At 71.5% G+C, this 14460-nt stretch carries 11 protein-coding genes; 8 read left to right on the plus strand and 3 right to left on the minus strand.

The genetic code is table 11. The features are described from left to right. Positions 1-129 precede the first annotated feature (129 nt). Together smc and ABH935_RS37255 are read left to right on the plus strand one after the other, a co-directional pair. On the plus strand, positions 130-3804 hold the full coding sequence (smc, locus tag ABH935_RS37250) for a chromosome segregation protein SMC (RefSeq protein ID WP_370382674.1): 3675 nt from the start codon (positions 130-132) through the stop codon (positions 3802-3804). 16 nt (positions 3805-3820) lie between these two features. Continuing rightward, positions 3821-4384, plus strand: a complete 564-nt coding sequence (locus ABH935_RS37255; protein WP_370382675.1) for a GNAT family N-acetyltransferase — start codon at positions 3821-3823, stop codon at positions 4382-4384. Between the two features lie 221 nt (positions 4385-4605). Here ABH935_RS37255 and ABH935_RS37260 read toward each other — a convergent pair whose 3' ends face one another. Beyond that, complete coding sequence (locus ABH935_RS37260) at positions 4606-5034, minus strand: OsmC family protein (RefSeq protein ID WP_370382676.1); 429 nt, start codon at positions 5032-5034, stop codon at positions 4606-4608. A gap of 81 nt (positions 5035-5115) precedes the next feature. Between ABH935_RS37260 and ABH935_RS37265 the strand changes: the two genes are divergently transcribed. Continuing rightward, positions 5116-5484, plus strand: coding sequence for a hypothetical protein (locus ABH935_RS37265; protein WP_370382677.1), 369 nt, complete (start codon positions 5116-5118; stop codon positions 5482-5484). A gap of 5 nt (positions 5485-5489) precedes the next feature. Continuing rightward, positions 5490-6428 (plus strand): WXG100 family type VII secretion target, encoded by a 939-nt coding sequence (locus tag ABH935_RS37270; protein WP_370382678.1) that lies wholly within the window; start codon positions 5490-5492, stop codon positions 6426-6428. A gap of 88 nt (positions 6429-6516) precedes the next feature. Here the strand turns inward: ABH935_RS37270 and ftsY are convergent, their stop codons facing one another. Both ftsY and ABH935_RS37280 read right to left on the minus strand, forming a co-directional pair. Then, positions 6517-7701, minus strand: coding sequence for a signal recognition particle-docking protein FtsY (gene ftsY / locus ABH935_RS37275; RefSeq protein ID WP_370382679.1), 1185 nt, complete (start codon positions 7699-7701; stop codon positions 6517-6519). A 102-nt stretch (positions 7702-7803) separates the two neighbouring features. Continuing rightward, the gene (locus ABH935_RS37280) at positions 7804-8304 is read right to left on the minus strand and encodes a hypothetical protein (protein ID WP_370382680.1); all 501 of its coding nucleotides are present in this window, start codon (positions 8302-8304) and stop codon (positions 7804-7806) included. Between the two features lie 226 nt (positions 8305-8530). Here ABH935_RS37280 and ABH935_RS37285 point away from each other — a divergent pair, with 226 nt between their 5' ends. The 4 genes from ABH935_RS37285 to ABH935_RS37300 all read left to right on the plus strand — a co-directional run bounded on the left by ABH935_RS37285 (position 8531) and on the right by ABH935_RS37300 (position 14450). After that, complete coding sequence (locus tag ABH935_RS37285) at positions 8531-9991, plus strand: hypothetical protein (RefSeq protein ID WP_370382681.1); 1461 nt, start codon at positions 8531-8533, stop codon at positions 9989-9991. Between the two features lie 201 nt (positions 9992-10192). Next, on the plus strand, positions 10193-11617 hold the full coding sequence (locus ABH935_RS37290; protein WP_370382682.1) for an ammonium transporter: 1425 nt from the start codon (positions 10193-10195) through the stop codon (positions 11615-11617). Then, entirely contained in the window at positions 11614-11952 is a 339-nt protein-coding gene (locus ABH935_RS37295) for a P-II family nitrogen regulator (protein WP_194913131.1), read from the plus strand. The genes ABH935_RS37290 and ABH935_RS37295 overlap by 4 nt, the downstream gene beginning before the upstream one ends. Next, on the plus strand, positions 11952-14450 hold the full coding sequence (locus ABH935_RS37300; protein ID WP_370382683.1) for an ACT domain-containing protein: 2499 nt from the start codon (positions 11952-11954) through the stop codon (positions 14448-14450). The genes ABH935_RS37295 and ABH935_RS37300 overlap by 1 nt, the downstream gene beginning before the upstream one ends. Positions 14451-14460 lie beyond the last annotated feature (10 nt).

Genomic DNA, 14460 nt, shown 5'->3' on the forward strand with positions numbered 1-14460 from the left:
CCGGCGTCCCTTGCATTGGAGGGGGTACGCTCCGAGTAGCGTCGCCGGGCTTGTGAACTGGCGAAGCATCTACTACCGGACCCCTAACCAGGCCCGCCGGCCGGGCAGCGCAGGAGAGTGTCGCCGCACGTGTACCTGAAGACCCTGACCCTGCGCGGCTTCAAGTCCTTCGCCTCGGCCACCACCCTGCGCCTGGAACCGGGCATCACCTGTGTGGTCGGCCCCAACGGCTCGGGCAAGTCGAACGTCGTGGACGCCCTGGCCTGGGTGATGGGCGAGCAGGGTGCCAAGTCGCTGCGCGGCGGCAAGATGGAGGACGTCATCTTCGCCGGCACCACCGGCCGCGCGCCGCTGGGCCGCGCCGAGGTGGCGCTGACCATCGACAACGGCGACGGTGCACTCCCCATCGACTACTCCGAGGTCACCATCTCGCGGATCATGTTCCGCAACGGCGGCTCGGAGTACGCCATCAACGGCGACCCCTGCCGGCTGCTGGACATCCAGGAGCTGCTCTCCGACTCCGGTATCGGCCGCGAGATGCACGTCATCCTCGGCCAGGGCCGGCTCGACGCGGTGCTGCAGGCCAGCGCCGAGGATCGCCGCACCTTCATCGAGGAGGCCGCCGGCGTCCTGAAGCACCGCAAGCGCAAGGAGAAGGCGCTGCGGAAGCTGGACGCGATGCAGGCCAACCTGACCCGGCTCACCGACCTCACCGGAGAACTGCGGCGCCAGCTCAAGCCGCTCGGCCGGCAGGCCGAGGTGGCCCGGCGCGCCGTGGTCATCCAGGCCGACCTGCGCGACGCCCGGCTCCGGCTGCTCGCCGACGACCTGGTCACCATGCGCCAGGCCTTCGAGCAGGAGTCCGCCGACGAAGAGGCGATGAAGGTCCGGCGCAAACAGCTGGAGCGCGAGTACTCCGAAGCCCAGGCCCAGGAATCCGAGCTCGAACAGCGCGGCGCGGCCCTGGTCCCGTACCTGGCCCAGACCCAGGAGACCTGGTACCGCCTCAGCTCCCTGAAGGAGCGTTACCGCGGCTCGGCGCAGTTGGCCGTCGAGCGGGTCCGCAACGCCTCGCGCACCGCCCCCGAGGAGCGGCACGGCCGCGACCCCGAGGAGATGCAGGCCGAGGCCGCGCGCATCCGCGAGGAGGAGGCCGAGCTCGCCGAGGAGATCGCCGAGGCGCAGGAGACCCTGGCCGGCGCGGTCATGCAGCGCACCGACGCCGAGACCGCGCTGCAGCAGGAGGAGCGCCGGCTGGCCGCCTCCGTGCGCGCCGCCGCCGACCAGCGCGAGAGCCTGGCCAAGCTGGAGGGCCGGGTCGGCGCGATGCGGTCCAAGGCCGCCGCCGCCGACGCCGAGATCGGCCGCCTCGGCGCCGCCGCCGAGGAGGCCCGGGGCCGGGCAGCCGGCGTGCAGCGCGAGTACGACGAGCTCAAGGCCGAGGTCGAGAGCCTGGAGACGGACGGCGGCGGGCTCGACGACGAGGTCGAAGAAGCCTCCCAGGCGCTGTCCGAGTCCGAGGAGAAGCTGACCGAGCTGCGGGCCGCCGAGCGCGAGGCCCAGAAGGAGCAGGCCGGTTTCGCGGCCCGCAAGGAAGCCCTCGAACTCGGCCTGAACCGCAAGGACGGCGCCGGCGCCCTGCTGGCCGCCACCGACCGGCTCTCCGGCCTGCTCGGCAGCGTCGCGGCGATACTGACCGTCGAATCCGGCGCCGAGGCCGCGGTCGCCGCCGCGCTCGGTACCGCGGCCGACGCGGTCGCCGTGACCAGCGTGGACAGCGCGGTCAACGCCATCCGGCTGCTGAAGGCCGACGACGCCGGCCAGGCCACGGTCATCGTCGGCGGCGACGTCTCCTACCCGGACGACGGCGAATGGCCCGAGCTGCCTGCCAACGCCCGCTATGTCATCGACCTGATCCAGGTCCAGGAGGAGCTGCGCCCGGCCTTCACCCGGCTGCTGAACCGGATGGCGGTGGTCGAGGACCTGTCGGAGGCCTCCGAGCTCATCGGGCGGATCCCGGACGTCCGGGCCGTGACCCGGGACGGCGACGTGCTGGGCCGGGACTCGGCGCGCGGCGGCTCGTCCTCGGCGCCGACGCTGCTGGAGGTCCAGGCCGCGGTCGACGAGGCCACCGAGAAGCTGTACGAGGCCGGGGCCCGCGCCGAGCGGCTGCGGACCGAGCTGGAGTTCGCGACCGCCGAGCGGCAGACCGCCAAGGCCCGTGTCGACACCCTGATGGCGCAGCGCCGCGAGGCCGACAGCCAGAAGGCCGGCGTCGCGCAGCAGCTCGGCCGGCTCGGCGGCCAGGCCCGCGCCGCGCTCAGCGAGGTCGAGCGCTTCGTCGCCGCGATCGAGAAGGCCGAGGAGGCGCGCGACCGGGACCTGGGGCAGGTCGAGGAGCTGGAGGGGCAGCTGCTCGAAGCCCAAGAGGTCGCGGCTGCCGCCGAAGAGCTCGACGACGTGCTGTCCACCGGCCGCCGCGACGACTTCGCCCAGCAGGCCACCGCCGCGCGCACCGCGGAGATGGAGGCGCGCCTGGCGGTGCGCACCGCCGAGGAGCGGGCCCGCGCCCTGGCCGGCCGTGCCGACCAGCTGGACCGCGCGGCGCAGCAGGAACGCGAGGCCCGTGAGCGGGCCATAGAGCGGGCCGAGCGGCTGGCCGAGGAGGCCGAGGTCGCCCGGGCCGTGGCCCACGGCTTCGAGCAGGTCATCCGGCACCTGGAGCAGTCCCTGGCGCTGGCCCAGGTCCGGCGCGAGGAGGCGGAGCAGGCCCGGGTCGAGCACGACGCCGGGATCCAGGTCGTGCGCGCCCGGGTCCGCGAGCTGTCCGGCGAGCTGGAGAAGCTCACCGACTCGGTGCACCGCGACGAGGTCGCCCGCGCCGAGCGCCGGATGCGCATCGAGCAGATGGAGGAGAAGGCGCTCGCCGAGCACGGCGTCGAGGCCGACGTGCTGGTCGCCGAGTACGGGCCCGAGGTGCCGATCCCGCCGACCGTCGAGGGCGACATCCCGGTGCCCTACGACCGCGCCGAGCAGCAGCGCCGGCTGAAGAAGGCGGAGAAGGACTACGCCGCCCTGGGCAAGGTCAACCCGCTGGCGCTGGAGGAGTTCGCGGCGCTGGAGGAGCGGCACCAGTTCCTGTCCGAGCAGCTGGAGGACCTGAAGAAGACCCGCAAGGACCTGCTGGACATCATCAAGGAGGTCGACGACCGGGTCGAGCAGGTCTTCACCGAGGCCTACGCCGACGTCGCGCGCGAGTTCGAGGGCGTGTTCTCCCGCCTGTTCCCGGGCGGCGACGGCCGGCTGATCCTCACCGACCCCGAGGACATGCTGACCACCGGCATCGAGGTCGAGGCCCGCCCGCCGGGCAAGAAGGTGAAGCGCCTGTCGCTGCTGTCCGGCGGCGAGCGGTCGCTGACCGCCGTGGCGTTCCTGGTGTCCATCTTCAAGGCCCGGCCCTCGCCGTTCTACATCATGGACGAGGTCGAGGCGGCGCTGGACGACACCAACCTGGGCCGCCTGATCAACATCATGGAGGAGCTGCGGGCCACCTCGCAGCTGATCGTGATCACGCACCAGAAGCGCACCATGGAGGTCGCCGACGCGCTGTACGGCGTCACCATGCGCGGGGACGGCGTCACCACGGTCATCAGCCAGAAGCTGCGCAACAAGGAGACCGGGGCCATAAGCGACGCGCCGAAGGTCGTGCCGGCGCAGGCCGCGGCCGAGGTTTCGGCGGAGGCCGCCGCGCAGGAGTCCGCGCAGGCCGCGGCAGAGAACGCAATGGAAGACGAGACGGTCTGAGGCTTACCCTGCTGCGATGACCACTGGGGAAATACGCCTGAGCGAAGACGTGCTGTTGCGACCGATGCGACTGACGGACGCCGCCGCCCTGGCCCGTGCCTTCGACCGCAACCGCGCGCACCTGGCGAAGTGGGACCCGATCCGCCCGGACGACTTCTACACCGAGCCGGGGCAGTACTCGCGGCTGAAGAAACTCGACCAGGACCGCGGTGCCGGCCACATCGAGCGCTGGACCTTCGACCGCGGCGACGGCGAGGTGTACGGCAGCCTCACCCTGTCGAACATCGAGCTGGGCATCTTTCTCAACGCCCGGATGGGCTACTGGGTGGACGTCGAGCTGGTCGGCCGGGGACTGGCGACCGCCGCTGTGAACGGCGTGTGTGACTACGCCCGCGAGCGCTGGAACCTGCACCGGATCGAGGCCGGGACGAACGTGGAGAACGTCGCCTCGCAGCGGGTGTTGGCGAAGTGCGGGTTCGAGGAGATCGGGCTGTCCCGGTCGCACCTGTATGTCAACGGCCGGTGGGCCGACAGCAAGCAGTTCTACCGGATCCTCCACACGGACTCGCTCAAGCCCTGATATCCCCTCCGCCTGTCCCCGGTTCGGGTCCCAGAGGGCGGATTGTGACAATTCGCGGCGCGAAACGGCCCATGAGCGGCGCCTGGCGTCGCCAGGTGGCCCTTACAGCCAACCAGGATGCGGCAGGCCACCTGTCTAGCCATGCTTGCTCCTAGACCGTTTCGCTCGTTTCGTAGTCAGCCGGCGGTTCCGTATGCCGCAAATCGCCACAATCCGCCCTCTCAGTCCTCGCCGAGGCCCGGGCCCAGGTCCGGGCCCAGGTCCAGGTTCACCGGCGTTCCCTCGCGCAGTGAGCGGCTGACCGTGCAGTGCCGCTCCTCCACGCGCTCGGCGACGTCCCGGAACACCTTCTCGGCGTCCGCGTCGCCCTCGGGCAGCTCCACGCTGTAGCTCAAGGTCACCGGCCCGAGCTTGTTCCGCTCGATCTTCTCCGAGGTCGCCGACGCTGCCAGCTTCGTCATCCGGTGGCCGCGCTGCGCGGTCAGGGGCTCGGTGGTGACGATGTTGCAGCCGGCCACCGCGACCAGAAGCAGCTCGACGGGGGAGAAGTTCGGGCCCTGGCCGTCTCCGCTCAACTCGATGCGGGCGCCGCGTTCGTTGGTGGCGATGTAGCGGCCGTCATCTGTGCGTTCGACCTTGATCTCATACATGGGAACCAGTGTTCGCGGGGTGCTGCGAACCCCGCAACTCGGAGTAGGCTCCGCGCCGAACCTACTGATGGGAGGGGTACGGTGACGACGGAGGAGACCGACCCGATGGGCGCGTTCGCGGCCGCGCTCCGCACTGCGGAGGCGTCGCTGCGGGAAGTGCCCGGCAAGCTGGAGGGCGCCCGGGTTCACGACTTCGCGTTCGGGAAGATGTTCGAGGCCACCGAGGTCCGCGACGCCTATCACAAGCGGCTGCCGGAGACCGAGAAGGACATCGTCGAGGCTTGCGATGTCATCGACCACTTCATCGCCGGGCTGCGGGCCGGGCACCTGATCGGGGCCAATCCGGCGGGGCCGGACCCGGCGGTGTCGCAGGCCACCGAGTGGACCCCCGACGGCTTCCCCTGGCGCCGGACCATCCCGCAGCAGCAGGCGGGGGGTGCGGACGGGTGAAGGTCATGCTGATCACGGGTCTGAGCTTCGCGGTCCTGATCTTCGGCATGTGGGGCCTGGGCGTCCTGGTGGTGCGCAACCAGCGCCGCAAGATGCAGGACGAGCCGGGCGCGGAGCTGACCGAGCAGATCGAGGAGACCGCCGCCGAGGTCCACAGCATCGAGGAGTTCATCGCGCGGGCCGAGGCACTGCCGGAGGGGCAGAAGCCGGAGCCGCGTCCGGAGCACGCGCGGGAGCGCGATCAGGAGCGGTTGGAGGCGCTGGCCAAGCACCACTTCCCGCACCTGGACGTGCCGCACCCGCACATCCATCTCGTCGGCATCACCGGCCTGGAGAAGCGGTTGCTGGCCTGGGTCTCGCACCACACCGGGCTGCCCAGCCCGTTCGAGTTCCTGGACAAGCTGACCGGGGACCCCGACGAGCTGGAGCGGGCGGCCAAGGCCTGGGACGACGCGCACACCCACGTGCAGCAGACGGTCACCGACCTGTGCAAGGCGGCCGCGGCCCTGCACAGCAGCTGGGACGGCGAGACCGCGGAGCGCTTCTACCCGCTGCTGGCCGACTTCCTGGCCGAGCTCGACACCCTGGCGGACAACCTGGCCACGAGCGCCGAGACGCTGCGCGGCCTGCGCGGCGAGGCGGCGCTCACCGAGGGCACCGTCGCCGGGCTGATCAACCTGCTGATCGGCTCCCTCGGCGGCTTCCTGGTCGAGGAGGTGATGTCGGTGGGGACGATGACGCCGGCGGTCGCGGCGCAGGCCCAGGTGGAGATCACGTGGGTGCTGAAGCAGATCGCGATGGCGGCCGGGCGGCTGCAGGGGATCTACGCGAACACGCGGCACGTGCTGGACAGCGTGAGCGGGTTCAAGGGGCTGACGCACATGCACAGCTGCTTCCAGACGGATGTGGTGCAGCGGATCGAGCGCTTGGTGGACACCGAGTAGCGCTGACCACATGGAAAGGGCGGCCGGGTCTCCGGCCGCCCTTTCTCTGTACTTTGCTTGTCTATACCTCTACTGCACCTCTACTGCTCTACTGAAGCAGTGCGTCCACGAAGGCCTCAGGGTCGAACGGCGCCAGGTCGTCCGACCCCTCGCCGAGGCCCACGAGCTTGACCGGGACGCCCAGCTCCTTCTGCACGGCGACCACGATGCCGCCCTTGGCGGTGCCGTCGAGCTTGGTGAGCACGATGCCGGTGACGTCCACCACCTCGGCGAACACCCGGGCCTGGACCAGGCCGTTCTGGCCGGTGGTGGCGTCCAGCACGAGCAGGACCTCGTCCACGCTGCCCTGCTTCTCGGCGACCCGCTTGACCTTGCCGAGCTCGTCCATCAGCCCGGTCTTGGTGTGCAGGCGGCCGGCGGTGTCGATGAGCACGGTGTCGACGCCCATCGCGGTGCCCTCCTTGACGGCCTCGAACGCCACCGAAGCCGGATCCGCGCCCTCGGCCCCGCGCACCGTGTAGGCGCCGACACGCTGCCCCCAGGTCTGGAGCTGGTCGGCGGCGGCGGCCCGGAAGGTGTCGGCGGCACCGAGCACGACGGTGTAGCCGTCGGCGATGAGCACGCGCGCGAGCTTGCCGGTGGTGGTGGTCTTGCCGGTGCCGTTCACCCCGACGACCATCGCCACCGCGGGCCGCTCCGGCGCACTGTCGGTCGCGGCGTGCTTGGCCACCTTCAGCGACCGGTCCAGCGTCGGGTCGATCAGCGCGATCAGCTCGCCGCGCAGCAGCGTACGGGCCTCGTCGACGGTCCGCGTCCCCTGCACCCGGGTACTGGTCCGCAACCGCTCGACGAGCTCGGTCGCCGGCCCCACCCCGAGATCGGCGGCGATCAGGGTGTCCTCGATCTCCTCCCACGTCGCCTCGTCGAGCTTGTCCCGGCTCAGCAGCTTGAGCAGGCCCTGCCCCAACGTCCCCTGCGACCGCGAGAGCCGCGACCGCAGCCGCACCATCCGTCCCGCGGTGGGCTCGGGCACCTCCAGCTCGGGCGCCACCTCGGCCTCAGCAGGCACCGGTACGGCTTCGACAACAGGAGGCGCCCGCTCGGCGACGGCGGTAGCGGAATCGCCGCCCGCCGCCTCCCGCGCCTCACCCGTCACAGCCGGAGCCGCAGGCGGCGCCTCCACCGCCCGCCGCCCCCGCGCCCGGTAGAACAGGGCGGCCGCGCCGATGATGGCTATGGCCGCGATGATGATGCCGATGACGAGGAACTCCATGGGAGACATCCTCGCACGCGGCGGTGGGGGGTTCGTTCGGCTCGGAAGGCGGTGATGAGCGTCGAAAGTTGCTGCGAACGAGCGATCCCGAAGCGCTGTGAGCTACTGCGCGCGGCTTCCGGCGGGCAGGAATCGGCGCATCTCGGCTCGCCGGCACGCGTACGCCAGCGCCCCCAACAACAACCGCGCCGGCGGCAGCACCGCCGTCCGCTCGGTCTCCGGCGGGCGCACCCAGCGGGGGCTCGCGGCTGCGGGCAGCGGCGTTTCGGACGCGAGTACCACGCCAACGGTGCGGATGTCCGTGTCCGCCGGGTCCCAGCCGAGGTCCTTTAAGTCCGCGAGGAACGACGCCGTCGTTCCCGCCTCCACGAAGAACTGCAGCCGGCTTCCGGTGCCGTCTCCGGCCTCCCGGCCGTGCAGGAGCCCCCGCCCCGCTCCTTGTACCGTCAGCACCGGGCCCAGAGGCGTCCCCAACCGCTCCAACTGCAGCAGCACCCGGTGTCCCGCGCCGCCCGGGACGTCGAGCAGGTCGTAGGCTGCGGGCAGCCGTGATCCGGCGCACGGTGTCGGTACCGGCCCCCTGCCCCCCAGGCGCACTCGCATGCTTCCTCCAACGCCGACGGACGCCTCGGGGTCACGCTGCCCGCCCGGGATGGTCGTTAGACCTGTGTTGTCCGACAACTTCTGGTTCGACAAGGTGGCGAACTCTGGCGAATCCCGGTGTTCGAAAACGTTCGGCTGCGGGCATCGTCGCGGTGCGGTTACGTTCTGCAACACAGGGTTTCGCATTCCGGCCGGACCGGCGTGAATCTCCAGGGGGCAACAAAGAATGACCGGCAAGCCGCCCAACGAACTCCTCAATTCTTGGTTCCAGCGTTCCGGGTGGTCGAAGGGGGAACTGGCGAGACTGGTCAACAAACGGGCGAGACAGTTGGGGGCGGCGCACGTCTCCACCGACACCTCGCGGGTACGCCGTTGGCTGGACGGCGAACACCCCCGCGACCCCGCCCCGCGCATCCTCGTCGAGCTGTTCTCCGAGCGCTTCGGCACCGTCATCACGCACGCCGAACTCGGGCTGCGCGAGCCCGCGGCGCCGCCCGCCACCTCCGGCGTGGACCTGCCGTGGGCCGGTCGGAGGTCGATCGAGCTGTTGGGCGACTTCGCCCGCAGCGACCTCATGCTCAACCGCCGCGGTTTCCTCGGCACCTCGCTGTCGCTGTCCGCGGGCCCGTCGCTGATCGAGCCGATGAAGCGCTGGCTCAGCCCGGTCCCCGAGCAGCACTCGCCGAACGGCCGGCTGCCCGGCCGGGTCACCGCCGAGGAGATGGATCGCCTGGAGGAGACCACGCGCCTGTTCCGGAGTTGGGACGCGCAGTGCGGCGGCGGGCTGCGTCGCATGGCGGTGGTCGGGCAGCTGCACGAAGTCACCGAGCTGTTACGGGACAACTACGCCCCGGCCCTGTCGGAGCGCCTGTTCCGGACCGCCTCGGAACTGGCGCTCCTCGCCGGTTGGATGGCCTACGACATCGGCATGCAGCCCTCGGCCCAGCGCTACTTCGTGCTCGCCCTGCACGCCGCCCGCGAGGCCGGCGACACCCCGCTCGGCGCGCACGTCCTGGCCACCATGGCCCGCCAGATGATCCACATAAACCGCGCCCAGGACGCCCTGGAGCTGGTGCACCTGGCCCAGTACGGAAGCCACGGCACCACCACCCCGCGCGTGCAGTCGCTGCTGGCCGCGATGGAGGCGCGGGCCTACGCCAACCTCGGCGACAGCGACAACTGCCGCCGAGCGGTCGCCGCGGCCGAGGACCTGTTCCCCGGCGACTTCATCGGCGAGGGAGACGGCAACGGCAACGGGGTCGGCAACGGCGCCGACCGAACCCGCACCGGAGAACCCTCCTGGATAGCGTTCTTCACCGAGGCCGAGCTCTACGGCGAGAACGGCCACTCCTTCCGCGACCTGGCCTACCGTTACCCGCAGCTCACCGAGCAGGCGGCGAAGAACATCGACCGCGCCGTCGAACTGCTCTCCGCCGACGAGTCCTACCTGCGCAGCCGCGCGCTCAACGTGGTCGGGATGGCGACCGTCCGACTCCAGCAGCGTGAGCCGGAGGCCGCGGTGGCCTACCTGCAGACCGGCGCCGAGCTGGTCCAGCGGCTGCGCTCCAAGCGCGTCGAGGACCGCCTGCGGACCACCGCCGGCAATCTGTTCGCGCGCTACCCCGACGTCCGTTCGGTCCGCGAGGCCCACGAGCGCACCCTGGCGGCCCTTCCGGCAGCGGCGTGATCAGCCGATATCGTGCTAGTAACAGGAAGCTGATACATGTCCGGTTTGTAACAGACTCATCCCACCTGGCGGGACAAGTTCACCTGGATGTAACACGGGTGCCTTATCTGTCACGACTTCGAAACACTCGGCGGCGCCACCGGTAACGGTGCGTCGCCAAGCTCCTTCCCATCGTCCGTCGAATCAGGTGAGGGAGAAGCGATGCCATCCGCGTTCAGCAATGGTGACACCGCTTGGGTGCTCGCGAGTTCAGCACTCGTGCTGCTCATGACACCGGGGCTGGCGTTCTTCTATGGCGGCATGGTCCGCGCGAAGAGCGTCCTGAACATGCTCATGATGAACTTCATCGCGATCGCCGTGGTGACCGTGCTGTGGGTTCTGTACGGCTGGTCCGTGTCGTTCGGCAACGTCGGTTCGGGGGACGGCAGCGGGAACGGCTTCTGGGGCGGTCTGCACCAGTGGGCCCTGCACGACATCGGCCAGGGCTTCGGCTCCAGCAACGGTGGGTCGCTCTACGGGGCCACGGGGGTGCCGACCATCGCGGTCGTCTGCTTCCAGCTGATGTTCGCGATCATCACGCCGGCCCTGATCTCCGGGTCACTGGCCGACCGCACCAAGTTCGTCGGCTGGACCGTCTACGTGGCGGGCTGGGTGACGCTGGTCTACTTCCCGGTCGCGCACTGGGTGTTCTCGCCCAACGGCTTCATCAACTACAAGCTGCACGTGATGGACTTCGCCGGCGGTACCGCGGTCCACATCAACGCCGGTGCCGCGGGCCTGGCGATGGCGCTGGTGCTCGGCAAGCGCGTCGGTTTCGGGCGGGACCCGATGCGGCCGCACAACGTTCCGTTCGTGATGCTCGGCGTCGGACTGCTGTGGTTCGGCTGGTTCGGCTTCAACGCCGGCTCGGCGCTCGGCGCCAACGGCCAGGCGTCGATGGTCTTCATCAACACCCAGGTCGCCACCTGTACCGCGATGATCGGCTGGCTGATCGCCGAGAAGATCCAACACGGCACGTTCACCTCGCTGGGTGCGGCCTCCGGCGCGGTCGCCGGCCTGGTCGCGATCACCCCGGCCTGTGCCTCGGTCTCGCCGCTGGGCGCCATGTTCGTCGGTCTGATCCCCGGCTTCGTCTGCTGCTACGCGATCAACCTGAAGAACAAGCTGGGCTACGACGACTCCTTGGACGTGGTCGGCGTCCACCTGGTCGGCGGCATCCTGGGCACCGTGCTGATCGGCTTCTTCGCCACCAAGGAGATGGTCTCCGGCTACACCAACGGTGCCAAGGCCGGCCTGTTCTACGGCGGCGGCATCGACCAGCTGCTCGCGCAGTGCGAGGGCGCCGGGATCGTGCTGGGGTACTCCTTCGTGGTCTCCTTCATCCTGGGCTGGGTCCTGAACAAGACCATCGGGATGCGGATCAGCGCGGACGCCGAGGTCGAGGGCATCGACAGCAGCGAGCACTCGGAGACCGCGTACGACTGGGGCCGGCTGGCCGGCTCGCTGCGCACCGCTCTGGGCGCGGCGGGTGACGCAGCCGCGGCCGAGTCCGCGACCGCCAAGCCCGACAAGGCCGACAAGGCAGGCAAGGCCGACATCGACGTCACGGAGGGTGTGAAGGCATGAAGCTGATCACGGCGATCCTCAAGCCGTTCAAGCTGGAGGAGGTCAAGGACGCGCTGCAGCGGTTCGGCGTCCACGGGATCACCGTCTCCGAGGCCAGCGGCTACGGCCGGCAGCGCGGCCACACCGAGGTCTACCGCGGCGCGGAGTACACCGTCGACCTGGTGCCGAAGCTGCGGGTGGAGGTGCTCTGCGAGGACGAGGACGCCGCCGACCTGGTGGACGTCATCGTCAAGGCCGCGGTCACCGGCAAGATCGGCGACGGCAAGGTCTGGGTCACCCCGGTCGACGAGGTGGTCCGGGTCCGGACCGGCGAGCGCGGAGGCCCGGCGCTGTAGTGGAGAACCACGAGGACCCGCAGGGTGAGGGAGTCGACGGCCGGCCCGATCAGCAGATCGGGCCGGCCGTCCGGCGTGCGCGCTCGGACGCCGCGGACGCGTTCCTGGCCTCGCTGCTGCCCGGCGAGCCCGGCGTCGCCCTGGTCGCCGTCGGCGGCTACGGCCGCCAGGAGCTCTCCCCGGGCTCGGACCTGGACGTGGTGCTGCTGCACGAGGCTTCGCTGACCCCGCAGGACGTCGCGCGGATCGCCGACAAGATCTGGTACCCGGTCTGGGATTCGGGCGCGAAGCTGGACCACTCGGTCCGCACCGTCGAGGAGGCGCTGGAGCTGGCCCGCACCGATCTCGCGGTGGCCGCCGGCCTGCTCGACGCCCGCCTGGTCGCCGGGGACGCGGACCTGGTCGCCTCGGTGCGCGCCGGGGTGTTCGCCGACTGGCGCCGCGACGCCCCGCGCCGCCTGGGAGACCTGCGCGAGGAGTACGCGGCGCGGCTGGCCCGGCACGGCGAGCTGGCGTACCGGCTGGAGGGCGATCTGAAGGAGGCGCGCGGCGGGCTGCGCGACTCCACGATGCTGCGCTTCATCTCGGCGACGTGGCTGGTGGACGTGCCGCACGGGGCGCCGGAGCGGGCCCGGGAGTTCCTGCTGGACGTGCGGGACGCGCTGCACGGGGTGTCGGGGCGCGCGCTGGACCGGTTGCTGCTGCAGGAGCAGGACGGGGTCGCGGCCGTGCTGCGGGAGGCGGGGGTGCTGGGCGACGACGACGACAGAGCCCTGACCCAGCCGCTGGAGGCCAACGAGCTGTTCGCCGCGGACCTCGGTTCGGCCGGGGACGCGACCGTGGCCGCCTCGTTCGAGGACCCGGTCGCCGATCCGCGTGGGGCGAAGGCGGACAGCCCGCGCCAGGGTTTCGCAGAGCTCTACACCACCGAGATCTACACCACCGACGCCGACCTCCTGATGCGCCGCGTCGCCGAGGCCGCCGGAACCATCTCCTACGCCGCCGAGGCCGCCTGGCGCCAGGTCGACGCGGCCCTGGCGGCCCGCAACCCGGCGCGCCGCCCGGTCCGGCGCCCGGTCGCCGACGGCGTCGTCGAGCAGGACGGCGAGGCCTACCTCGCCCGCGCCGCCGCCCCCTCGCGCGATCCGGCCCTGGTGCTCCGGGCCGCCGCCGCGACGGCCGAATCAGGACTCTCCTTCGCACCGAACACCTTGCGCCGCCTCGCCGAGGAGTCCGCGCCGCTGCCGCGGCCCTGGCCCCGGCCGGCCCGCGAGGCGTTCGTGACGCTCCTGGGCTCCGGGTCCGGCCTGATCCCGGTCTGGGAGGCGCTGGACCGCTCCGGCATCCTGCACGCGCTGCTGCCCGAATGGCGCCGTATCAGGTCCCTGCCACAGCGCAACAGCCTGCACGTCCACACCGTCGACCGGCACACGCTGGAGACCGTAGTGGCGGCCTCCGACCTCGCGCGCCGCGTCGACCGGCCGGACCTGCTGCTGGTCGCCGCGCTGCTGCACGACATCGGCAAAGGACTGCCCGGCGACCACTCCGAGGTCGGCGCGGAGCTGACCGGCGCGCTGGCGCCGGCGCTCGGGTTCAACCCCGCCGATGTCAGTACCCTGAGCGGCCTGGTCCGGCACCACCTGCTGCTGCCGGATCTGGCCACCGCGCGCGATCCCGACGATCCGGCCACCCTCGACACGCTCCTGACCGCCCTGGCCGAGCTGCCCTGCCCGCGCTTGGAAGCGCTGCGCCTGCTGCGTGCGCTCTCCGAGGCCGACAGCAAGGCGACCGGCCCGGCGGCCTGGAATCCCTGGCGCGCCGGCCTCTACCGCGGCCTCACGGTCCGCGCCGAGGCCGCGCTGCTCGGCTTCGACCCGCCGGTCGCCGAGCCCTCCGATCCGGCGCGCTCGGCGGAGCTGGCCGCGCGGAGCCGCGACGCGGCCGACGGCCTCGTCGTCGCCCTTGAGGACGAGCAGACCGTCTCCGTCGCCGCGCCCGACCGCATCGGCCTGCTCGCCGCGGTCGCGGGCGTGCTGGCGCTGCGCCGCCTGACCATCCGCGCCGCCACCACCGAGACCGTCGACGGCGTCAACGTCCAGCGCTGGGTGGTCGTCGCCGACTGGAGCACCGCGCTGCAGGACCGGCTGCGCGAGGACGTCCGGGCGGCGCTCGCCGGCACCCTGGACGTCGCCGCGCGGCTGGCCAGCCGGGACGCCGGGGAACGCCGCAACCGTCTGGTCGCCGCGCCGAGCGTGGCCGTGCTGCCCGGCGCCTCGGCCTCGGCGACGGTGCTGGAAGTCAAGGCGCGCGACGCGCCGGGCCTGCTGTACCGCGTCGCGTCGGCGCTGGCCGGGACCGGCGTCTCGGTGCGCTCGGCGCGCGTCTCGACGTTGGGCGCCGAGGCGGTCGACGTGTTCTACATCGTCACGGCGACCGGCGCGCAGCTGTCCGACGACGCGGCGGAGCGGGTGGCGGCAGCCGTCGCCGACGTGCTGTGAAGGCTTGCTG

The sequence above is a fragment of the Catenulispora sp. GAS73 genome (assembly GCF_041262085.1).
In the GTDB taxonomy this organism is placed as follows: Bacteria; Actinomycetota; Actinomycetes; order Streptomycetales; family Catenulisporaceae; genus Catenulispora.